Origin of the sequence: Streptomyces bohaiensis, assembly GCF_012033785.1 — a bacterium.
Taxonomy (GTDB): Bacteria; Actinomycetota; Actinomycetes; order Streptomycetales; family Streptomycetaceae; genus Streptomyces; species Streptomyces bohaiensis.
Genome location: NZ_JAAVJC010000006.1, coordinates 1 through 21,681, shown reverse-complemented (window position 1 = coordinate 21,681; position 21,681 = coordinate 1). Strand labels below are relative to the sequence as shown.

General features: G+C 74.5%; 18 protein-coding genes. 14 read left to right on the top strand and 4 right to left on the bottom strand.

What is annotated here, in order from left to right; all coding sequences use genetic code 11:
• Positions 1 to 6: 6 nt before the first annotated feature.
• The 3 genes from HCN52_RS01830 to HCN52_RS01820 are packed head-to-tail and all read right to left on the bottom strand — an operon-like array spanning position 7 to position 5,965.
• Positions 7 to 3,981, bottom strand: coding sequence for a non-ribosomal peptide synthetase (locus HCN52_RS01830; protein WP_168086550.1), 3,975 nt, complete (start codon positions 3,979 to 3,981; stop codon positions 7 to 9).
• Entirely contained in the window at positions 3,978 to 5,090 is a 1,113-nt protein-coding gene (locus tag HCN52_RS01825) for a M20/M25/M40 family metallo-hydrolase (RefSeq protein WP_312876487.1), read from the bottom strand. Before HCN52_RS01825 ends, HCN52_RS01830 begins: the two co-directional genes overlap by 4 nt.
• Entirely contained in the window at positions 5,087 to 5,965 is an 879-nt protein-coding gene (locus HCN52_RS01820) for a RimK family alpha-L-glutamate ligase (RefSeq protein WP_168086549.1), read from the bottom strand. Before HCN52_RS01820 ends, HCN52_RS01825 begins: the two co-directional genes overlap by 4 nt.
• A 251-nt stretch (positions 5,966 to 6,216) precedes the next feature.
• On the opposite strand from HCN52_RS01820, the gene HCN52_RS01815 reads away from it, so the two are divergent.
• The 13 genes from HCN52_RS01815 to HCN52_RS01755 all read left to right on the top strand — a co-directional run bounded on the left by HCN52_RS01815 (position 6,217) and on the right by HCN52_RS01755 (position 18,927).
• Positions 6,217 to 6,948 (top strand): sulfotransferase-like domain-containing protein, encoded by a 732-nt coding sequence (locus HCN52_RS01815; protein WP_312876486.1) that lies wholly within the window; start codon positions 6,217 to 6,219, stop codon positions 6,946 to 6,948.
• A 142-nt stretch (positions 6,949 to 7,090) separates the two neighbouring features.
• Positions 7,091 to 7,678 (top strand): beta-sandwich domain-containing protein, encoded by a 588-nt coding sequence (locus HCN52_RS01810; RefSeq protein WP_168086548.1) that lies wholly within the window; start codon positions 7,091 to 7,093, stop codon positions 7,676 to 7,678.
• A gap of 1 nt (position 7,679) precedes the next feature.
• Positions 7,680 to 8,732 carry a BtrH N-terminal domain-containing protein gene (locus HCN52_RS01805; protein WP_168086547.1) on the top strand — a complete coding sequence of 351 codons (1,053 nt, stop codon included), beginning with the start codon at positions 7,680 to 7,682 and terminating at the stop codon, positions 8,730 to 8,732.
• A gap of 40 nt (positions 8,733 to 8,772) precedes the next feature.
• On the top strand, positions 8,773 to 10,071 hold the full coding sequence (locus tag HCN52_RS01800) for a DegT/DnrJ/EryC1/StrS family aminotransferase (RefSeq protein ID WP_312876485.1): 1,299 nt from the start codon (positions 8,773 to 8,775) through the stop codon (positions 10,069 to 10,071).
• A complete protein-coding gene (locus tag HCN52_RS01795; protein ID WP_168086546.1) occupies positions 10,068 to 10,919 on the top strand; it encodes a transketolase in 852 nt (283 codons plus the stop codon). The genes HCN52_RS01800 and HCN52_RS01795 overlap by 4 nt, the downstream gene beginning before the upstream one ends.
• Entirely contained in the window at positions 10,916 to 11,884 is a 969-nt protein-coding gene (locus HCN52_RS01790) for a transketolase family protein (protein WP_168086545.1), read from the top strand. Before HCN52_RS01795 ends, HCN52_RS01790 begins: the two co-directional genes overlap by 4 nt.
• A complete protein-coding gene (locus HCN52_RS24640; RefSeq protein WP_168086544.1) occupies positions 11,881 to 12,060 on the top strand; it encodes a lysine biosynthesis protein LysW in 180 nt (59 codons plus the stop codon). The genes HCN52_RS01790 and HCN52_RS24640 overlap by 4 nt, the downstream gene beginning before the upstream one ends.
• Before the next feature lie 113 nt (positions 12,061 to 12,173).
• Positions 12,174 to 14,075: a hypothetical protein gene (locus HCN52_RS01780; protein ID WP_168086543.1), complete on the top strand. Its 1,902-nt coding sequence runs from the start codon at positions 12,174 to 12,176 to the stop codon at positions 14,073 to 14,075.
• Positions 14,076 to 14,184: 109 nt separating this feature from the next.
• Positions 14,185 to 15,216 (top strand): N-acetyl-gamma-glutamyl-phosphate reductase, encoded by a 1,032-nt coding sequence (gene argC, locus HCN52_RS01775; RefSeq protein ID WP_168086542.1) that lies wholly within the window; start codon positions 14,185 to 14,187, stop codon positions 15,214 to 15,216.
• Positions 15,217 to 15,239: 23 nt separating this feature from the next.
• A complete protein-coding gene (locus HCN52_RS01770; RefSeq protein ID WP_168086541.1) occupies positions 15,240 to 16,109 on the top strand; it encodes a [LysW]-aminoadipate kinase in 870 nt (289 codons plus the stop codon).
• Positions 16,106 to 16,666 (top strand): adenylyl-sulfate kinase, encoded by a 561-nt coding sequence (cysC, locus tag HCN52_RS01765; protein WP_168086540.1) that lies wholly within the window; start codon positions 16,106 to 16,108, stop codon positions 16,664 to 16,666. Before HCN52_RS01770 ends, cysC begins: the two co-directional genes overlap by 4 nt.
• A 15-nt stretch (positions 16,667 to 16,681) precedes the next feature.
• Positions 16,682 to 17,620, top strand: a complete 939-nt coding sequence (gene cysD, locus HCN52_RS01760) for a sulfate adenylyltransferase subunit CysD (RefSeq protein ID WP_168086539.1) — start codon at positions 16,682 to 16,684, stop codon at positions 17,618 to 17,620.
• The gene (locus HCN52_RS01755) at positions 17,620 to 18,927 is read left to right on the top strand and encodes a sulfate adenylyltransferase subunit 1 (protein ID WP_168086538.1); all 1,308 of its coding nucleotides are present in this window, start codon (positions 17,620 to 17,622) and stop codon (positions 18,925 to 18,927) included. The genes cysD and HCN52_RS01755 overlap by 1 nt, the downstream gene beginning before the upstream one ends.
• A gap of 59 nt (positions 18,928 to 18,986) precedes the next feature.
• Here HCN52_RS01755 and HCN52_RS01750 read toward each other — a convergent pair whose 3' ends face one another.
• Positions 18,987 to 20,177 (bottom strand): ATP-grasp domain-containing protein, encoded by a 1,191-nt coding sequence (locus tag HCN52_RS01750; RefSeq protein ID WP_168086537.1) that lies wholly within the window; start codon positions 20,175 to 20,177, stop codon positions 18,987 to 18,989.
• 287 nt (positions 20,178 to 20,464) lie between these two features.
• Here HCN52_RS01750 and HCN52_RS01745 point away from each other — a divergent pair, with 287 nt between their 5' ends.
• Positions 20,465 to 21,631, top strand: a complete 1,167-nt coding sequence (locus tag HCN52_RS01745; protein WP_168086536.1) for a fatty acid desaturase family protein — start codon at positions 20,465 to 20,467, stop codon at positions 21,629 to 21,631.
• Positions 21,632 to 21,681: the final 50 nt, after the last annotated feature.

The window sequence follows — 21,681 nt, the reverse complement described above, 5'->3', positions numbered from 1 at the left end:
GTCTCCTCAACGGGTGAGCGTCGCGTCGAGCGCGGCGACGACCCGGCTCAACGCCGGCTCTGCGAACAGGGTGTAGTGGTCGCCGGGCACGTGCTCGACGCGGAACGGACCGGAGCAGACGGCCCGCCACAGCTCCGCCATGTCCTCGCGCGGGCCGGCGGTGAGCAGGGTCACCGGCCCGCCGTACGGGCCCGGCGGACGGTAGCCCTGCTGCGCCAGGGCGCAGAAGCGGAAGGTGCGGTGGCCGGCGGCCAGTTCCGGGTCGTCGTCGAGGCGCGGCGCGATCAGCTCCTCGTCCCGGCCGGTGAGCCGCGCGAGGTCGTGGACGAACCGCCGCCGGATCGCGGTCTCCGTCAGGGGCACCGCGTCCTCGTCGTAGGAGGAGTCCAGCAGGACGACCGGCGGCCGCAGCCCGGTCCGCTCCTCGATCCGGCGGGCGACCTCGAAGGCGAGGACACCGCCGTAGGACCAGCCCGCCAGGGCGGACGCCTCGGGGAGCCCGTCCGCGAGCAGCCGGTCCGCGATCCGGGCGGCGGACGCCGCCACCCCCTCCTGCGGCGGTCCCGCCGTGTCCCGCGGGTCGGCGGCGAAGCCGCTCACCGAGATGTCGGGGCGCAGCGCCCTGACGAGCGGCACGTAGCAGAAGAGGGCGCCGCCCGACGGGTGCATCAGGACGATCCGTTCGGGGCCGGCGGCGCGCAGCTCGACCGGCGCCCGGTCCCGGTCGGGACCGGCGGAGCGGGCGGCGTCGACGACCGCGGCCAGTCGGGCCACGGTGGGTGAGGCGAAGAAGTCGCCGAGGGGGATCTCCACGCCGAACACCCGCCGGATGGACGACATCAGGCGGACCGCCTGGAGGCTGTTGCCCCCGGCGAGGAAGAAGTCGTCGTGGAGGTTCATCCGGCCCTCGCCGAGCAGCGGGGCGACCACCTCGCGCAGCAGCCGCCGCTCGGTGGGCGTGGGCGGGCGCCCCGCGCCGTCGTCGTCCGCCCGGCCGCGGGTGTCGGGCGCGGGCAGCCGCCGCCGGTCCACCTTGCCGCTGGCGGTGAGGGGCAGTTCGTCGAGCACGACGAAGTAGGAGGGGACCATGTAGGACGGCAGCAGCGCGCCGAGGTGCCGCCGCACCGCCGGAACCCGCGGCTCGCCGACCCCGGTGAGGTAGCCGACCAGGTGCTGGACCCCGTGGTCGTCGGTCCAGACCCGGACGGTGACCGGGCCCATGCCGTCGAAGCCCGCCAACGCCGCCTCGATCTCGCCCGGTTCGATCCGCAGACCGCGGATCTTGACCTGCTGGTCGATCCGGCCGAGGAAGACCAGCCGGCCGTCGGGCAGCCGCTTGACGAGGTCGCCGGTGCGGTACAGCCGGCCGCCGGGCGCGGTGCCGAACGGGTCGGTGACGAAGCTCCGCGCGGTCAGCTCGTCGCGGCCGAGGTAGCCGCGTGCCAGGCCGGCGCCGCCGATGACCAGCTCGCCGGGGACGCCGGCGGGAACCGGGCGCAGGGCGCGGTCGAGGACGTGCGCCACGTGGTTGGCCATGGGCAGGCCGATCGGCGGGGAGGTCTCCCAGGTGCCGCCGCACTCCTCGACGATCATGGTCACGGTGCACTCGGTCGGTCCGTAGCCGTTGAAGAGCCGGCGTCCCGGGTTCCAGCGGTTGACCAGGTCCGCCCCGAAGCTCTCCCCGCCCACGAACGCGATCCGCAGCGCGGGCAGCCGCTCGGGCGTCAGGAGCGGCATGACCGTGGGCGGAAGGTCGATGACGGTGACGCCGTGCCGCTCCATCAGCGACTGGAGCCGGTCGACCGACAGCCGCTCCTCGTCGGTCACCAGGCACAGCCGGGCACCGGTCAGCAGCGCGGCGAAGGTCTCGAAGACCGAGACGTCGAAGGTGGCCGAGGCGAACCCGAGCACCCGGTCCTCGGGCGTCAGCGAGAACAGCTCCCTGGTGGAGTCGACGAAGTTCACCACGCCCCGGTGCTCCAGCAGGACGCCCTTGGGCTTGCCGGTGCTGCCGGAGGTGTAGATGACGTAGGCGACATCCCCGGGCCGGGCGGCGGGCGGTGTGTCGTGGCTCGGCAGCTCCGCCAGTTCGGCGCGGGCCGCCTCCAGCGTCATCACGGGGGCGGCGACCTCGCTCACCGCGGACTCGGCGGCGGCGTGGGCGAGCACGACCCGGACCTCGGCGTCGGCGGCGATCTCGGCCACCCGCGCGGCGGGGCTCGCCGGGTCGAGCGGCAGGTAGGCGGCGCCGGTCTTCAGCACGGCGAGGACGGCGGTCGGCAGCTCCGCGGTCCTGCGCAGGCACAGGCCGACCCGGTCGCCCGGGCCCACGCCCCGCCCGCGCAGCAGGGCGGCGAGCCGGTTCGCCCGCCGGTTGAGCTCGGCGTAGGTGGTCTCCGCGTCGTCGACGACGACGGCCACCCGGTCCGGTGCCTCCGCGACGCGCGCTTCGAACTCCCGCGCCACGGTGGTCTCCCGGACGGGGCGGGTCGGCCCGCTGCCCAGGGCGGCGAGGGAGGCCCGCTCGGCGGGTGCGAGCAGTTCGGCTGCGGAGAGCGGGGTGTCGGTGTCGGCGGTCAGGGTGTGCAGCAGATGCCGGTAGTGCCGCGCCAGCCGGTCGATGGTGCCGTCGTCGAAGAGGGCGGCGTCGAAGTCGATCACCAGGGCGCCGTCGCCGTCGCCGTCGCTGTTGCCGGCGGCCGGCAGCGTCAGCTCCCAGCCGGTGTCGGCCCGCCAGGGCCCGCCGGGTACGACCTCCACGGAGGTGGCGAGGCCGGGCAGGGCCGCGGCGGGCCCGGCGCGCCGGGTGCCGAACACGTGCCGGAAGAGCGGAGGCCCCGCGGCCCCGGAGACCGGGTCGACCGCTTCGAGGACGCGGTCCAGCGGCAGCGCGGCGTGCGCGGCGGCCTCGGCCGAGGCGCGGGCCACCCGCCGGACCAGGTTCCGGAAGACCGGGTCGCCGGTGAGATCCGCGCGCAGCACCCGCAGGTCGGTGAGCGGGCCGACCGTGGCCGCCAGCGAGGGGTACGGCCGGGTGGCGTCGGTCGCCCCGATCACCAGGTCGTCCGCGCCGCTGTACCGGTGGAGCAGCACGAGGAACGCGGCGGTCAGCACGTCGGCGCAGGTCGCGCCCTCCCGGTCGGCCAGCTCGGCCGCCCGGTCCAGCGACTGCCGCGCCACGGGGAAGCGGCGGCGGGCCGGGGCGGGGTCGGCGCGCTCACCGCGGGGGCGGTCGCTCGGGAGCTCCGTGACCTCGGCGCCCGCCAGCCGCCCGTGCCAGTACGCGGCCAGGCGGTCCGCCTCGCCGCCGCCGAGCCGGCGGTGCTGCCACAGCGCGTGGTCCGGGTACTGCGCCTCGACGTCGGGCAGCCGCGGGGCGTCTCCGGCGCACGCCGCGCGGTAGTGCTCGGCGAGGTCGCGGAGCAGCAGGTCGTGGGAGGCCGGGTCGCAGAGGACCGGGTGGACGTCCAGCAGGAACAGGTGGTCGTCCGCGGCCACGCGGAGCAGCAGCGCCCGCCAGGCCGGGACCCCGTCCCGCACGGCCGGTTCCGCCGGGCGCCGCGCGGCCGTCTCGCGTGCCGAGCGGAGCCGCTCGGCGGTGTCCGCACCGGCCGCCTCGACCAGCGGCAGCACGACCGGCACCCCGGCGGCCACCACCTGCACCGGCCCGTCCTCGTGCTCGACGACGACCGACCGCAGCGCCTCGTGGCGGGCGACCACCGCGGCCAGGGCCGAGCGCAGGGCGTCGACGGCCAACTCGCCGCGGAGCCGCAGCAGCAGGGGTGCGGCGGAGCTGCCCGGGGTGGTGCGCCCCAGGAAGCGCAGCGTCGCCTGCGCGGGGGAGAGCGGGGCCGGGCCGGTGGTGCCGCGCGGTACCGGCCCGCGTTCCGCGGCGGATCGCGCCTGTTGTCGCAGCCGGTCCAGGAACCGTGCGCGGTCGTCCGCGGGCAGCGTCGCCGGACGCGGCGTCGTGTCGGTCACGTGACGCTCCTCAGGGACGGCGGCGCGGTGGCCGCGGGCTCGGGCGACCGTGCCGGGAGACGGGCCAACTCCGTGAGGGCGGCGGTGAGCACGTCGATCCCGCGGAGGTAGTCGGCCAGGACGATGTGCTCGTCGTCGGCGTGGTCGAGACTGCTGTCCCCCGGACCGTAGGTGGCCATGGGGATGTCCCACTCCTCGGCGAGGGTGTTCATGTCGGAGGTGGCGGTCTTCACCACCAACCGCGGCCGGGCGTGCAGGTCGCGGATGCCGGTGACCAGGGCGCGCACCACCGGGTCCGCCCGGCCCACCCGGCAGGCGGCGACGGCGTTGACCACGCTGAGCTCGCCCGCCGGGAGCCGGTCCCGCAGCTGCCGGACCAGCGCCGCGTCGTCGTGCCCGGGCGGGGTGCGGACGCTGAGCTCCATCGTCGCCGCGGTGAGGTCGGCGTCGAGGCGGGACAGGGTCGCGCCCGGGCGGTCGAACGCCGCGTGGCCGGCGTCCGGGCCGAGCAGGTCGAGCAGCGCGTTCCAGCAGGCGACGGCCAGTTCGGACGCCTTGGGCACCGGGTTGCTCGGGTGGGTGGCGGGGCACCGGACGGTGTAGCGCAGGTCCAGCTTCCCCTTGTAGCCGAGCACCACGCTCGACCAGCCGCTGGGCTCCCCGATGACGAGGGCGTCCGGCTGCTCCTCGCGGGCGCGGATCGCCATCGCCCCGCGCGAGCGCGGCGTCTCCTCCTCGACGACGCCGACGACGACGATCCGGCCGGAGAACTCCGTCGCGCCGGCGGCGGCGCAGATCATCGCGGCCAGCGGGCCCTTGGCGTCCACGGCTCCCCGCCCGTACAGCCGGCCGTCGGCCGACCGTACCGGCACCTGGCCGGGGACGGTGTCCATGTGCCCCAGCAGCATCACGGTCGGGCCGGCGCCGCGTTCGACCACACCGACCGCGTTGCCGGCCTCGTCGATGTGGGCCCGGAAGCCCAGCTGGGTCATCGACCGCGCGAGGAGGTCCGCCAGATCCCGCTCGTGGTACGAGGGCGAGGGGGTCTCCAGCATCGCCCGCAGCAGCCCGACGGCGAACGTCTCGGTGACGGCGCCCGGCCGCTTCACGGCCGACCCCGTTCCAGCAGGTGGTCCAGGACGCGGTCCGCGACGCTCACCCGGTCGCCGAGGGCCGCCTGGAACCCGGAGAACTCCACCCGGTGGTTGACCTCCAGGACGAACAGGCGGCCGTCGCGGTCCTCGACCAGGTCGACACCGGCGATGTCCGCGCCGACCGCGGCGGCCGACGCCAGCGAGAGCTTCTCGATCTCCGGCGTCACCGGGCACGGCAGCGCCCGGCCGCCGAGCGCCACGTTGGTCCGCAGCGCCTCCCCGACCCGGTAGACCGCGCCGACCACCTGCCCGCCGACGACGATCACCCGGATGTCGCGGTCCGGCTTGTCGATCCGCTCCTGCACGTAGCCCAGGTGGGACTGCGGGCCCGGCAGCGCCCCGGCGTACTGGAGGACGCCCTCGGCGGCGGCCCGGTCGGGCAGTTCGACCACCAGCCGGCCCCAGGAACCGACCAGCGGTTTGATCACCGCCGGGTAGCCGACGGCGTCGAGGGCGTCGAGCGCCGCCTGCGGTGTCAGGCCCAGCGCGGTGCGCGGCGTCGGCACACCGGCCGCCTCCAGCGCCAGCGTGGTGAGCCACTTGTCGCCGCAGACCTCGGTGGCGCCCGCGCTGTTGACCACGTCGACCCCGGCGGCGGCGAGGGAGCGGGCGGCGTAGACCGCGCGCACCTGGCCGATCTCGCGGTTCAGCGCCAGCCGCCAGGGCGGGCCCTCCCGCCGGGAGGGGAACCACAGCCGCCGCGGGTCGACCTGCTCGTAGGGGACGTTGCGCCGCTCGAAGGCGTCGAACAGTCGCTTCTCGTCCGCGCCGACCCTGCCGGCGAGAACGGCGACCCTGCGAGCCGCTGAGGGTTCGGGCGTTGCTGACACGCGACCTCCGATGACGTGACCACTGACCGACCGGGTGGCAGGGCGGGCCCGCCGCGGGAGGAAAGGTATGCGGGCGGGTTCCGGCGGGGCGTCCCCACCGGGCGCAGACGCGGCGACGCATCGCACGGACGCCGCTCGCCGCGATGTGCGAATGCCGATTACCCGGCGGCGGCTTTCGCCGTGCCATCGTCGACCGCATTCAGGGGCCGAAGCGGATGTCGCCGGCCGCCGCGTGAGACGGAGGAGAAATCGTGGGGAACACGTCGGGGAGGATTCCGCTGCTCGCCCTGTGGAGCGCGCCGCGCTGCCGTTCCACCGCGTTCGCGCGGATGATGGCGGAACGCGGCGACCACACCGTGGTGCACGAGCCCTTCTCCCGCGTCGTCGACTTCGGCGAGGTCGAGGTCGGGGACCGGGTCGCCCGCGGCGAGCGGGACGTGCTGGACCAGCTGCGCGCCATGGCGGCGCGGGGTCCGGTGTTCTTCAAGGACACCACCGACTTCCGGTACCCGGAGGTGCTGGCCGACGCGGAGTTCCTCACCGCCGCGACCCACACCTTCATCCTCCGGGACCCGGCCGAGGCCATCGCCTCGCACCACGCCCTCAACCCCCGCCTGGGCCGCGACGAGATCGGCTTCGCCCGACTCCACGAGATCTTCACCGCCGTGCGGCGGGCCACCGGCCGCCCGCCGGTGGTGATCGACTCCGAGGACCTGGTGGAGCGGCCGGAGGAGACCGTGCGGGCCTACTGCGAGGCGGTGGGCATCCCCTTCCGCCCCGAGGCGCTGGAGTGGCGGCCCGGCATGCGCACCGAGTGGCGCTCGACCGGGCGGTGGCACCGGTCCACCAGCGAGACCACCGGCTTCGCCCGCAGCCGCACCGACGGCGCGCGCACCGTCGCCGCCGACCCGGTGCTGCGGGCCTTCCGCGACCACCACCAGCCGTACTACGAGAAGTTGCGCGCCGTCGCCCTGCGGCCGTGAGCCCCCCCGGCAGCCCCGGCCGCGCCGCCGCCCGGTGGCCGTCCGCGCCCGCCGCACGCGGGGTAATCACCGCACGGACGAAACGCGTGCGGCGGCGGCCTACGTTTCGAGACGTGCATTCCGTTCCAGCGAGGTGGATCACATGACGGGGATCGTGGCGCCCTCAGCCGCGCAGTTCCAGTTCGATCGGGTCGACATATCCGGCCACCGCAACAATGTGGCGATCTCCGCGGCGACGCGGACCCGCGACGGCGCATTCAACGTCTGGCGGAATTCGTACGCGGCGGAATACCTTCCGACCGGCGGCAGCACGGTCCGGGTCGGCGGGGTGCCGTTCACCTTCCCGCCGGTCTGCGACGGCCCCGACAACGTCCGCTGCGAGGGCCAGTTCATTCCGGTCCGCCGGGCCCGCTACGACTGGATCCATCTGCTGGCCGCCTCCGAGCGGCGCTGCGAGGACACCGTCGGGCTCGACTTCGCCGACGGCACCGCCGACGCGGAGCCGCTGCGCGTCTCCGACTTCTGGGCCGCCCCGGCGTGGTTCGGCGAGATCAAGGCGTTCGAGAGCCCCGCCATGCACTACCCCCACCACGTCCAGCGCGGCGTCCCCGCCGTCATGTGGGCGCAGCGGGTGGCGGTGACACGGCGGGCCGACCTCACCGGCATCCTGCTGCCGCGCAACGTCGCCGTGCACGTCTTCGCCGTCACCCTCCAGCGGACGGAGCGCTGACATGACCGTCGAGACCCTCGCACGCACCCACCTGGTCTCCGGGCCCGAGCCCGAGCTGTGGTGCCGCGACCTGATCAGCTGCCTGCAGTCCACCGTGGCGGCGGTGCTGGCACGCGACGGGGTGGACCCGCTCACCGTGCTCGGCGCCGGATGGCGGTTCCTGCACCTGCCGGGCGACGTCCGGCACGAGGAGTTCTACTTCCCCTGCCCGTCCGGCCCCGACGGGGAGCCCGACCTCGGCGCCGCGCTGGCGCCCCACCACGACCTGCGCGCCCGCTGGTGGCAGCCGGCCGACGAGCAGGACCCGTGGCGGGAGATCCGCACCTCGCTCTCCGAGGACCGCCTCGTCATCGCCGCGGTGGACAACTTCCACCTGCCCTTCCGGCCCGCCTACGGCGACGTGCACGCCGCCCACCAGGTCGTCGTGCACGGTCTGGACGAGGCGCGGGGCATCGTCCACGTCTCGGACGCGATGCCGCCGGCCTTCCGGGGCGCGGTGCCCGTCGAGACGTTCCTGCGCAGCTGGGGCTCGGAGAACCCCACCGACGTCCAGGACGCCTTCTTCAGCGACTCCCGGATCGGCCGCCGCTGCCTCGACGTCCGACTCGGCACCCCGCCGCCCCCGCTCACGCCCGAACTCCTCGGCGGTTTCCTCCGCTGTGACGTCGAGCACTTCACCACGGCCGCCGCGGAGCGAACCGGTCTCGACGGCTTCGACCGGTTCGCCGCGGAACTCCTGGAACGCTGCCGGGCCGGTGACGCCGACGCGCTGCGCGAGCTCTACCCGTTCGGCTGGGCCATGCAGGCGCAGGCGTCCCTCCACGGCGAGTTCCTGCGCCGCTGCGGCGGCGACTGGGCCGATCCGGCGCTGACCGCCGCCGGGCGCGCGGTCGAGACCGCCGCCCACGCCTGGACCGGGGTGCGGTTCACCGGGGCCCACGGGCTCGGCGACCCGCGCGCCGCCGTACCCGACATCGCGCGGCACATCACCCTGCTGCGCAACGCCTACGCCCGCGCGGTCGACGCCGTCGCCTCGGTCGCCGCCCGGCTGTGACCGCCCCCGCCCCGCACCCAGCACCCCTCCGGAGTGACTCGTGATCAGCAGACTGGCAGCGCTCGGCGGCACGGCGGCCGTGCCGAAGGACCAGCGCCGGGCGCCGTGGCCCCTGGTCGAGGACGAGGACCGCAAGGCCGTCCTCTCCGCTCTCGACGGCGCGCGGCTGGTCTCCGACACCGACGGGACCAACCCGGTGTCCGAGCTGGAGCAGCAGTGGGCCGACCACTTCGGCTTCGCGCACTGCGTCGCCGTCTCCAACGGCACCGCTGCACTCTCCCTGGCGCTGTCCGCGCTCGGCGTCGGCCCCGGCGACGAGGTGATCGTGCCCGCGCTCAGCTTCATCGCCACCGGGCTCGCCCCCGTCCACCAGATGGCGGTACCGGTCTTCGCCGACATCGACCCCGTCACCTACAACCTCGATCCCGAGGACGTGGAACGCCGGATCACCCCCCGCACCCGGGCCATCGTCCCCGTCCACCTGCACGGCGCCCCCGCCGACATGGACCGGATCGCCGAGATCGCCCGCCGCCACGGGCTCGCCGTGGTCGAGGACGCCGCCCAGGCCCCCGGCGCCACCCACCGCGGCCGACCGGTCGGCAGTCTCGGCGACGCCGGCGCCTTCAGCCTCCAGGTCAGCAAGAACGTCCCGACCTGCGGCGAGGGCGGACTGCTGGTGACCGGCGACGCCGAACTGGCCGCCGCCATGCGCCGCGGACGGCAGTTCGGCGAGGTGATGGACCCCGGCCGGGAGCGGGACTACGTCTCCCACGGCCTGGGGTGGAACCACAAGATGAACGCGCTGCAGGCCGCGTTCACCTCCGCGCAGCTCGCCCGGTTCGACGACTACGAGCGGCGCCGGCAGCAGAACGTCGCCGCGTTCCTCGCCCGGCTCGCCGAACTGCCCGGCATCCAGGTGCCCACGGCGCTCCCGGACACCACGCACGTCTGGCACATCCTGCGGTTCCGCTTCGACCCGGCCGCGTTCGGCCTGGACGGCGTCGCGCCGCGCGCGCTCCGCACGGCCCTGCGCCGGCTGCTGCGCGCCGAGGGGGTCCCGATGTCGCAGTACCAGCTGCTCCCGCTGCCCGACCAGACGGTGTTCGTCGACCGGCTGGGCTTCGGCGCCGGGCACCCCTGGGCGGTGACCGGCGCACCCGGGACCGTCCGGGGCGAGGGCTACCCGGTGACCCGCGCGGTCATCGAGGACTCGCTGACGATCCAGAAACGGCACCTCAACCCCGACTCCGGGCCGCTCCTCGCCCGGTACGCGGACGCGTTCGAGAAGGTGTGGGCCCACCGCGACATGGTCGCCACCCTCGCCGGGGCGGCGTCGTGACGGCCGCACCGCTCCTGGAGCGCGAGGCGCCGCCGGCGCTCCAGGAGGCGGCGGCCCGCATCCGCGCCCACGTGGTCGACATGTGCGCCGGCCCCGAGGGGGGCCACCTCGGCGGGGGGCTGTCCTGCGCCGACATCCTCGCCGCGCTGTACTTCTCGGTGCTGCGGGTCGACCCGGCCCGCCCCGACGACCCGGAGCGCGACCGCTTCCTGCTCAGCAAGGGCCACGCCGCCCTCGCGCTCTACGCGACGCTGGCCGAACGGGGTTTCCTGCCGGTCGGGGAACTGGCGCAGTTCGGCCGGCCCGGCAGCCGGCTCATGGGCCACCCGGTCCGGGCCGTGCCCGGGGTGGAGCTGCCCACCGGGTCCCTCGGCCACGGACTCCCGCTGGGCTGCGGCTTCGCGCTGGCCGCCCGCTACGCCGGACGCAGCTCCCGCAGCTTCGTCCTGCTGGGCGACGGCGAGCTGCAGGAGGGCTCGGTCTGGGAGGCGGCGATCGCCGCCGCGACGCTGCGCCTGGACCGGCTGGTCGCGATCGTCGACTGCAACGGACTCCAACTGACCGGCGCCACCGGCGACATCGCCCCCATGGAGCCGCTGGCCGACCGGTGGCGCAGCTTCGGCTGGGCGGTCCGCGAGGTGGAGGGCCACGCTCCCGCGCTGCTGGCGGACCAGCTGGCGGCAGCGCCCTGGGAACCGGGTAGGCCCAGCGTCCTGATCGCCCGCACCGTCAAGGGCAACGGCGTGCCGTTCCTCGCGGGGCGCGCCGCCGGCCACTACGTCACGCTGTCGCCGCGCAACCACGCACGCGCCGCCGGCGCCCTGCGAGCCTCGGAGGCCCGGAGATGAGCCCCGCCACCCGCGAGGTGTACCGGGACACGCTGCTCCCGCTGCTGGCACGCCGACCCGAGCTGATGTGCCTGGACTCCGACACCGGACTGTTCGGCGCCGCCCACGCCGAGGCGGCGGGGGAGCAGTACCTCAACCTCGGCATCGCCGAGCAGAACCTGATGGGGATCGCCGCCGGCATGGCGGCGTCCGGGCGCGTGCCGTTCGTCAACACGATGGCGGCGTTCGCCACCTCCCGGGCGCTGGAGGCGATCAAGATCGACATCGCCTACAACCGGCTGCCGGTGCGCGTCATGGCCACCCACGGCGGCCTGGCCGCCGGTCACCTGGGCCCGACCCACCAGGCGCTGGAGGACCTGGCGGTGATGCGGGTGCTGCCCGGCATGACCGTCCTGGTACCGGCGGACGGCGCCGCGACGGCCGCCTTCGTGGAACAGAGCCTGGACGTTCCCGGTCCGCTCTACGTCCGCCTCGGCCGCAAGGCCACCCCCGCGCTGCCCGACGGCCCGCCGCCGGTCATCGGGAAGGCCCAGACCCTGCGCGAGGGCGGCGAGGTCCTGCTGGTCGGCTGCGGGCCCTACCCCGTGCTCGCCTGCCTCGCCGCGGGCGAGGAACTGGCCTGCCACGGCATCGAGTCGACCGTCCTCAACATGCACACCCTGCGTCCGTTCGACACCGGGACCCTTCTCGCCGCGGCCGCCCGCGCCGACCTGGTCGTGACGGTGGAGGAGCACTGGCGCGGCGGCGGACTCGGCGGCGCGGTCGCCGAGACGCTGGCGGAGCACGCCCCGGTCCGGGTGCTGCGACTCGGTGTGCCCGACACCTTCGTCGACCGGGTCGGCAACCAGGAAGACCTCGTCGAGCACTACGACCTGACGGCGGAACGGACGGTGTCCGCGGTCCGCACCGCGCTGGACACCACCGCCCGCTCCCGAGCAACCAACCGAAAGGAACACCTCGCGTGATCACCAAGACGGCCCAGGCCTGCCCCGAGTGCGAGGAGCCGGTGACCATCGGCGACTCGGCACGACTGAACGAGATCGTGGAGTGCGGCGGCTGCCGCGGCGAACTGGAGATCGTGGCGCTCGACCCGCCGGTGCTCGCCCTCGCCCCCGAGGTCGAGGAGGACTGGGGCGAGTAGTACCACGCCCGCCCCGAGCCCCGGCAGCCACCGGGGCGCGGGGCGGCACCGCCCCGCCGACCGCCCCCGGCCGCCGCGCGCACCATCCCCGACACCGAAGGAGACCCACCCCCATGCAGCCCGAGCCCCACGGTCCCGGCGGCGGGACGGCGACACTGACGCCCTCGCCGTTCTCGCTCTTCGACGACGCGGGCTCCTACGCCGCCGCCGTCGACACCTTCCTGGCCGCCGACGCGCCCACCTCCGTGCCCGTGTGGACCGGGGAGCGCACCGACCTGGCCGCCGCCGCGGAGCGCGCGGCCTCCCTCTACGGGGAGGTGCGGCGCCCCGCCCCGCGCACCCACGGCGTCCTGTTGGGCCCCGACACCCTGCCGGACGGGCTGTCCGCCCTGATCGCCCCCTGCGCCCTCACCTGGCTCGACGCCGACGCGCTCGCTGCTCCGCTGGAGCTGCTCAGCGGCACGGCGGACGGGACGTCCGGGCCGCGCACCCTGCTGGTGGCCGGTCTCTACGAGCACTTCACCGTCGACCTGCTCTGGCCGCTGGTCCGCGCCGCCGCGCGCCACCCCGAGGTGCGGCTGTCCTTCCTCACCGGACGGGACGCGGCCTCCCTCGCCTGGTTCACCGCCAAGCAGTACCGCGCGCCCGCCGCCGACGTCCACGAGGTCGGCCTGTTCACCGGCGTCGACCGCGGCCTCAGCCGGGACGGCATCCACCTGCGCAACGAGGCCGAGGTGGCGACCGCGGACGTCCGCGCCGAGATGCTGGGCACCCGCTGGCGCCGGCTGATGCTCCAGGGACACGGCAAGGACGACTCGATCAACCTCGCCGACTTCACCGTCTGCGGACTGAACGAGACCGTCGGACGCGACCGGACCCTGGTCGCCCCGATCTGCGCCACCTCCACCTGCTACAAGCCCGTGGACAAGCTCATCCAGCTGCGGGACGTCCGCGCCACCGAGGTGGTGCTGAGCTCCTGCAACAACAGCCCCTTCGCGGACGCGGCCGTCTACGACCCGAAGTACCAGCTGATGCTCAACGCGATCGACGGGACCGCGAGCGACGTCATCGGCGCGATCACGGTCCACGCCTCCACCCGTCCGGAGAACATCGTCTGGACCGAGGCCGCGCTCGCCGGCAGCTCCTCCGTCGCGGCGCTCAACGCCAGTATCGGCACCTCCGAACCGTTCCCGGCGTACGTCCAGTTCGGCCTCGGCGACGACACCGGCGACCTGCCCGAGCTGCCCGCCGTCGAGCCCGAGCCGCTCTTCCTGACGACCTCCGCCCGCCTCACCGCCTACCTCGGCGGCGGGCTGCTCCCGCCCAACCACGCGCTCCGCCCCCGCCTCGGCAAGCTCGCCGCCAAGGTCGAGGGCCAGGTCTCCCGGCGCGACCTCGCGGTCCACCAGGAGCGCGGCCCGGTCCTGCGCAGCCTCAAGGACGACCTCCAGTCCCTGGACATGGCCGTCGCCACCGCGTTCGTCAACGACCCCGAGAACGAACTCAGCAACGCCTACGCCCACTTCGGCGAGCGCAGCCGCATCGACCTCGACGGCGTCACCCCGGTGCGCTGCCAGTGCGGGCGGCCCGCCGAGCGCTACACCCGGCGTGCCCTCGTCCCCACCGCGCTCGACACCGAGGGCGTCGTCTGCACGCGCTGCGGCGACGTCGCGTTCCGGCTGCTCGACTCCCCCTCGCTGCTCATCCACTCCGAGGACGGCGCGCTCCAGGGCGCCGCCAACGAGGTGCGGGTCGCGGTCCGCGAGGCGCGGCCCGGCATCCTCCGCCTCGGCCTGACCTTCGCCAGCTACGGCCGCGCCGGCTGCACCATCGAACCGGAGCTGCGCAAGGTCCGGATCGCCGCCGACGGGACGGGCGAGACGACGTTCACCCTGACGCTGTCCCCCGAGATCCCCCCGCACGGCTACTACATGACGGCCTTCGCCGTGCAGGACCTCGCCGTGTCGATCGCCCGCCGCAACTTCGGCGTGCTGAGCGCCGCGGACGGCGACTGACCGCCCCGACGCCCGGCGACCGCCGGGCGCCGGGCATGCCCTGCCCCGAGAACAGACCGGAGGACGGAACGGTGTCGATCCGACGTGCGGTGACGAAGGAGGCGCGACGGTGCTGCGTGTGACGGTGGTCGGCGCGGCCGGCTACATCGGCGGGGAACTGCTGCGGCTGCTGCTGGGGCACCCCGAGGTCGAGGTGGTGGGCGCGGTCTCCTCGCGCCTGCCCGGCAAACGGGTCGACGGTGTCCACCCGAACCTGCGCTCCGTGACGGAGCTGACGTTCTGCTCGGCCGAGGACGTCCCCGAGAGCGACGCGGTGTTCCTGGCGCTGCCGCACCGGGCGGTGATGGAGCAGATCGAGCACTGGCGCGGGCGGGCCGGGCTCGTCGTCGACCTCACCGGCGACTTCCGGCTGGCGGACCCCGAGGTCTTCCGCGACTACTACGGGACGGAGCACACCGCCCCCCACCTGCTGCCGGCGTTCGTGCCCGGACTGCCGGAGCTCCACCGCAAGCGCCTGCGCGACGCCGACCTGGTCAGCGTCCCCGGCTGCATGGCCACCGCCGCGGTCCTCGCGCTGCACCCCCTGGTGACGCACGACCTGCTCGACCGGGAGCAGGGCGTCCAGGTCGACGCCAGGACCGGCTCCAGCGGTTCGGGGGCGACGGCCGGACCGGCCAACCTCCACGCCGAACGCAGCGGAGCGATGCGGGTCTTCGCCCCGACCCGTCACCGCCACGAAGCGGAGATCGCCCAACACCTCGGCGTGCGCGCCGCCATGACCGCCACCGGCGTCGAGGCGGTCCGCGGTGTCCAGACGCTCTGCCACGCGACGCTGCGCCCGGGAGTCGACGCCGCGACCGTACGCCGCGCTTTCCGCGAGCAGTACACCGCCGAACCCTTCGTCCGGGTCGTCGCCCACCAGCGCGGCACCCACCGCTACCCCGACCCCAAGATCCTCCTCGGGTCGAACTTCTGCGACGTCGGCTTCGCGCTCGACGAGGACACCGGCCGGCTGACCGTCATCGGCGCCCTGGACAACCTCGTGAAGGGAGGCGCCGGCAACGCCGTGCAGTGCCTCAACATCCGCAGCGGACTGCCCGAGAACCTCGGCCTGACCTTCCCCGGCCTGCACCCGCTGTAGCGCCCGGCCGAACCGGAGGAAGCGTGACCACCCACCCCCTGACCGTCGTCAAGTGCGGCGGCAACCCCGCGGTCGACGCCGCCGGCATCTGCGCCGACCTCGCCCGACTGGTCCGCGCGGGCCATTCGTTCGTGCTCGTCCACGGCGGCTCCGGCGAGATCGGCCGGCTCGCCGGCCGGCTCGGCGTCCCGCAGCGGACCCTCCTCGCACCCGACGGGGTCTCCACCCGCCACACCGACTCCGCCACGCTCGACGTGGTGGTGCTGGCCCTGGCTGGCGCCGTCAAACCCCGGCTGGTCGCGCGGCTCGCCCGGCACGGCGTCCCCGCGGTCGGCCTCACCGGCCTCGACGGCGGGATGCTCCGCGCCCGCAGGAAAGCCGTGGTGCGCGCCGTCGTCGACGGCCGCACCGTACTGGTCCGCGACAACCACAGCGGGCGGGTCGACACCGTCGACACCACGCTGCCGCGCGCCCTGCTCGCCGCCGGACACCTCCCCGTCGTCTCCCCGCCCGCCATCGACGAGGACGGCAGGCCCGTCAACGTCGACGCCGACCGCGCCGCCGCCGCACTCGCCGCGGCCCTGGGCGCCGACCGGCTGCTGCTGCTCACCGGCGCGCCCGGCGTGCTCGGCGACCCCGACGACGAGACCAGCCTGCGGAGCACCGTCCGGGTGGCCGCGCATGGCGCGCCGGACGCCTCGGCCACCGGCGGGATGGCGCTCAAGCTCGTCGCCGCCCGCGAAGCGCTCGCGGGCGGGGTCGCCACCGTGCGCGTCGCCGACGGCCGTGTCGCCGACCCCGTCACCCGGGCGCTGGACGGAGCCGGCACCCTCGTCCACCTCGCGGAGACCGCGGCGGCGCCCGGCCCGACCGGCCGGGAGGTACCGGTATGACCGGCACCGCGACCGGGCCGGCCGCCTCCCGGGGCGGCACCGTCTGGCTGACCGGGCTGCCGAGCGCGGGCAAGACGACCATCGCCCTCGCGCTCGCCGCCCGACTCCGCGCCGAGGGGCGGCGGGTGCAGGTGCTCGACGGCGATGAGATCCGCGCCTCGCTCTCCCCGGAGCTCGGCTTCTCCGCGGCCGACCGGGACACCAGCGTGCGGCGCGTCGGCTTCCTCGCCCGACTGCTCGCCGGCCACGGAGTCACCGTGCTGGCCCCCGTCATCGCGCCCTACGCGGCCTCCCGCGCCGCGGTCCGGGAGGAGCACCGGGCACACGGCGTCGACTACGTCGAGGTGCACGTGGCGACACCGGCGACCACCTGCGCCGCCCGCGACGTCAAAGGGCTCTGGGCCCGCCGGGCCGCAGGCACCATCACCGGCCTGACCGGCGCGGACGACCCCTACGAGGAGCCGGTCCGCCCCGAACTGCGGCTGGACACACGAGACGACCCGATCGACGAGTCGGTCCGGCGGGTGCGCGCACTGCTCACCGCACGGGGACTGTGACGTAAGGAGACCCGCATGACCGTTCTGGACACCGCCGGCGCGCTGCGCCCACCGCGCTCCTCGCCCCCCGACCACCTGGACACGCTCGAATCCGAGGCGGTGCACGTCCTCCGCGAGGCCGCCGCCCAGTTCGAGCGCCCCGCGCTGCTCTTCTCCGGGGGCAAGGACTCGATCGTCATGCTGCACCTCGCCGCCAAGGCGTTCTGGCCCGCGCGGACGCCGTTCGGCCTGCTGCACGTGGACACCGGCCACAACTTCCCCGAGGTGCTGGAGTTCCGCGACCGCACCGCCGCCCGGTACGGCGCCCGCCTCGACGTCGCGCGGGTCCAGGAGTACATCGACGACGGCCGGCTGCGCGAGCGGCCCGACGGCACCCGCAACCCGCTGCAGACAGTGCCGCTGCTCGACGCCGTGGCGACCCACCGCTTCGACGCCCTGTTCGGCGGCGGGCGCCGCGACGAGGAGAAGGCACGGGCCAAGGAACGCGTCTTCTCGCTCCGCGACGAGTTCGGGCAGTGGAACCCGAGGCGGCAGCGACCGGAACTCTGGTCGCTGTACAACGGCCTGCACAGCCCCGGGGAGCACGTCCGGGTCTTCCCGTTGAGCAACTTCACCGAACTGGACATCTGGCAGTACATCGGCCGCGAGCGGATCGAGCTGCCGTCGATCTACTTCGCCCACGAGCGGGAGGTGTTCCGACGCGACGGGATGTGGCTCACCCCCGGCGCCTGGGGCGGCCCGGCGCAGGGCGAGACGGTACGGACCCGGCGGGTGCGCTACCGGACCGTCGGTGACATGTCGTGCACCGGCGCCGTCGAGTCCGACGCCCGCACGGTCCCGCAGATCATCGACGAGATCGCCGCCTCCGCGTTGACGGAGCGCGGCGCCACCCGGGCCGACGACAAGCTGTCCGAGGCCGCCATGGAAGACCGCAAGCGAGAGGGGTACTTCTGATGCAGACGCCCACCGTGCCGCATCCGGACGGAACGAGCCGGGCCCCCCGCACCCGGTCGCTGCTCCGACTCGCCACGGCCGGCTCGGTCGACGACGGCAAGTCGACCCTCGTCGGCCGGCTGCTGCACGACACCCGCCAGGTCTTCGCCGACCAGCTCGAAGCCGTCGAACGCGTCTCCCGCGAGAAGGGGTTGGCGGACACCGACCTCGCCCTGCTGACCGACGGGCTGCGAGCCGAACGCGAGCAGGGCATCACCATCGACGTCGCGTACCGCTACTTCGCCACCGCCCGCCGCCGGTTCATCCTCGCCGACACCCCCGGGCACGTGCAGTACACCCGGAACATGGTCACCGGCGCCTCGACCGCACAGGTCGCCGTCGTCCTCGTCGACGCCCGCCACGGCGTGGTCGAGCAGACCCGCCGCCACCTCGCCGTCGCCGCGCTCCTCCGGGTGCCGCACGTCGTCCTCGCGGTCAACAAGATGGACCTCGTCGACTACGAGGAGGCGACCTTCGCCGCCATCACCGACACCGTCGCGGAGTACACCCGCGCCCTCGGCGCACCCGCCGTGACCGCCGTGCCCGTCAGCGCGCTGCGCGGCGACAACGTCGTCCTCCCGTCGGCCCGCATGGACTGGCACACCGGCCCGACCCTGCTGGAGCACCTGGAGACGGTCACCGTCGCCGCCGACCGGCCCCACGCCCCCGCGCGGCTCCCGGTGCAGTACGTCCTGCGCCCGCAGCGCGCGGAGTTCCGCGACTACCGCGGCTACGCCGGCCAGGTCACCTCCGGGACGTTCCGCCCCGGCGAGGAGGTGGTCGTCCTCCCCTCCGGGAAGCGCACCACCATCGTGGGGATCGACCGCCTCGGCGAGCGCGACGTCCCCGACGCCCGCGCCGAGGAGTCCGTCACCATCCGCCTCACCGACGACCTCGACATCGCACGGGGCGACCTCCTCGCCGCGGTCGCCCGCGCGCCCCGGGTCACCCGGGAGGTGACCGCGACCGTCTGCCACCTCGCCGACCGGCCGCTGCGCGTCGGCGACCGGGTGCTGCTGCGCCACGGCACCGCCGCAGTCCGGGCCAGGGTCGACTCCGTCGACTCCGTCCTCGACCTGGAGACCCTGCACGGCGAACCCGGCGCGACGTCGCTGCGGGCCAACGAGATCGGCCGCATCACGCTGCGCGCCGCCTCCCCGCTGCCACTGGACGACTACGCGGACCACCGGCGCACCGGATCGTTCCTCCTGGTGGACGAGACGGACGGCACGACGCTCACCGCGGGCATGGTCGGCCCCGGCGACTGACCGGTACGAGCACCTCGACCGGTACGAGCGGGGCCCGGCCTGGTCGAGGTGTCCGCCGGTCAGGGGACGACGGTGTACTCCAGGGTGTCGAGCACCCGGGCCGCGTGCTCACGCAGTTCCGCGACGGAGTCGCCCGTCATCGCGAAGGTCAGGAAGAAGTTCTCGTGCTCCAGACGCGTGATCCGGTAGCCGTCCGCGAGTGCGACGCTGAAGATCCCCGGCAGAGCCAGCAGTTCGTCCTCCGTGGTGGCGACCCGGACCGTGCCGAGCTCCCGGGCCTCCACGTCCATCCAGCCGATCATCGGCCGCTCGCGGACCGCCGCCACCTCGTCCGGCGCGTACGTGCCCAGCGCCATGGAGACGATCACCGCGATGACGTCGATCCCGTAGAGCTCCCGCAGCGACCGGGGGATCTGCCCGCCACCGGACCGGAGGTTGATCTCGATGAGTTCGGTCCGGCCGTCCGGTGAGCTGCGGCCCTCGAAGTGCAGCCACAGCTGGTCCAGCCCTCGGTCCGCGCACAGCGCGCCGACCGCCTCGCTCAGCACCCGCACCCCCTCCCGGACGTGGTCCTGCTGGGGCGGGTGGAACTCCAGCCCCGCGTCGTGGTGGCGCACGTCGTCGTGGTCGGGCTTCTCGACGGCGAGCAGCGGGTGGAAGCGCCCGTCGAGGACGGGGCCGTCCACGGAGAACTCGGTGCCCGGCAGGTACTCCTCCGCGATCAGTTCGACGCCGCCCAGGCCGGCGTCGGCGAGCTGCTTCAGGTGGCTCAGCAGCTCCTCCCGGTCGTCGACCCGCTTCACCAGGTAGGACGCCGACGAAGCCCGTGCCGGCTTGACGATGGCGGGGAAGAAGTCCACCGAGCGCGGGTCGCCGGTGAACCGGATCTCCGACAGCCCCAGCGCCCGCATGTGCTCCCGGACCAGTGTCTTGCTCGCCAGCACGCGGCGACCGCCGTCGCCGCCCGGCAGCCCGTAGTGGGCGGTGAGGGCGAGGCTCCACTCGGTGAGCTTCTCGACCATGCAGACGACGGCGACCGGCTCGACGTCCCGGGCCCGCAGGCGGTCGGCGAGCACGGGGAACTCCTCGGCGTCCCAGTCGAACACCACGTGGTCCTCGCAGGACGCGGCGTGGGGATCGTCGGGCCGCTCGGAGACCAGCACGGGGCGCAGCCCGCGACGGCGCACCTCCGCCACCGCGGCCGGCACGTTGCCGATGGATATCCATGACAGGACCAGCACGGATTTCATGTCGTGACCTCCGGAGAACGGCAGAACGGCAGAACGGCAGAACGGCGAACGGCGGAACGGCGGTACCTGGTCCGCGCGCGTCAAGTCTGCTGCGCCCGGGAGGAGCTGTGAGTAAACGCGAGGACTAACCGAGCGCCGCTTCCGTAAATGCCACACACCCGCGGGGATAGACCTCGTGCCGACGTGCTCCCGCCCCGCCGCGCCTACCGTCCGTCGGAGGGCGCCGACCGGTGCCCTCCCCATCCGCGAAGACGCATTGCGCAGTGCGTGCAGACCGAAGGACGGGCATGGCAGCACGAGAGCAACTGACCTTCGACCGGCTGGCGCCCGGAGTCAGAAAGGACCTTCGGGCGCTCTGCCGACTCGACAACCACCACGGGCCGTTGGCCATTCTCTTCGAATACGCACTGATCGCCGGATCCGTGCTCCTCTGCGTGGCCGGCTCGTACTGGTTCTATCCGGTGGCCCTGGTCGTCATCGGGTCGAGCCAGCGATTCCTCGCGCACTTCCTGCACGAGTCGGCCCACAAGGTGCTCGCCCGGAACCCGACGCTCAACCTCCTGGCCGGCACCGTCCTCTCCGGCTACCTGGTGTGGCACCTGCTCGGGCCCTACCGCAGCTCCCACGTGGGCAACCACCACCGGAACCTCGGCGACGCCGACGACGACCCCGACTACGCCTTCCACATCGACTGCGGCCTGTACGACGCCGAACGCTCCGACCGGTACTTCTTCCACAAGAACCTGGTGATGTCGGCGCTCGGCCTGCGCACCGTCAGCTACCTCCGGTACGTGGCCCGCGAACGCCTCTTCTTCGACGCCTCCCAGGTCACCGTGTCGGTGCCGATCCCGCTGCGCGTGGAGCGGCTCGTCCTGCTGGCCCAGTGGAGCCTCGTCGTCGGGGTCTGCGCCTGGGGCGGCTGGCTGCCGGAACTGCTGCTCTTCTGGTTCGTCCCGCTGCTCACCGCCAACGCCGCCATCGGCTGGCTCGCCGAACTCTCGGAGCACTACCCGATGCCGGAGAGCGAGAAGCAGCAGCTGCTGCTGACGCGCAACCGCCACGGACGGTTCCTGGAGCGGTTCCTGATCAGCCGCCACAATGACCGGTACCACCTGGTCCACCACCTGAACACCGGGATACCGCACTGGAACCTCGGCCGGGCCCACCGGGTGATGCTGCGCGACCCCGGCTACGCCGCCTGGGACGGGCTGTGGGCCGGCGCGTTCACCCGCCCCCGCTCGCGCCGGGACAAGGAGACCGTCATCAGCTACGCCGCCAAGTACCGCCGGTGGCGGCAGGCGGGCGGCGACCCGGGCGGGGCGGACCCGACGTTCGCGCAGCTCATGATGGTGGCGGCCGAGCCGACCGGGGCCACCGACGGCCCCCGCCCCGTCGCGGCCGCCGCGCCGACGGACCGGCCCGCCCCGCGGCCGACCCAGCGGGTACCGGGCTGACGGCGCGGTTCCGGGCGAAGGGGGGACGGGCCGGGGGGGGGGGGGGGGGG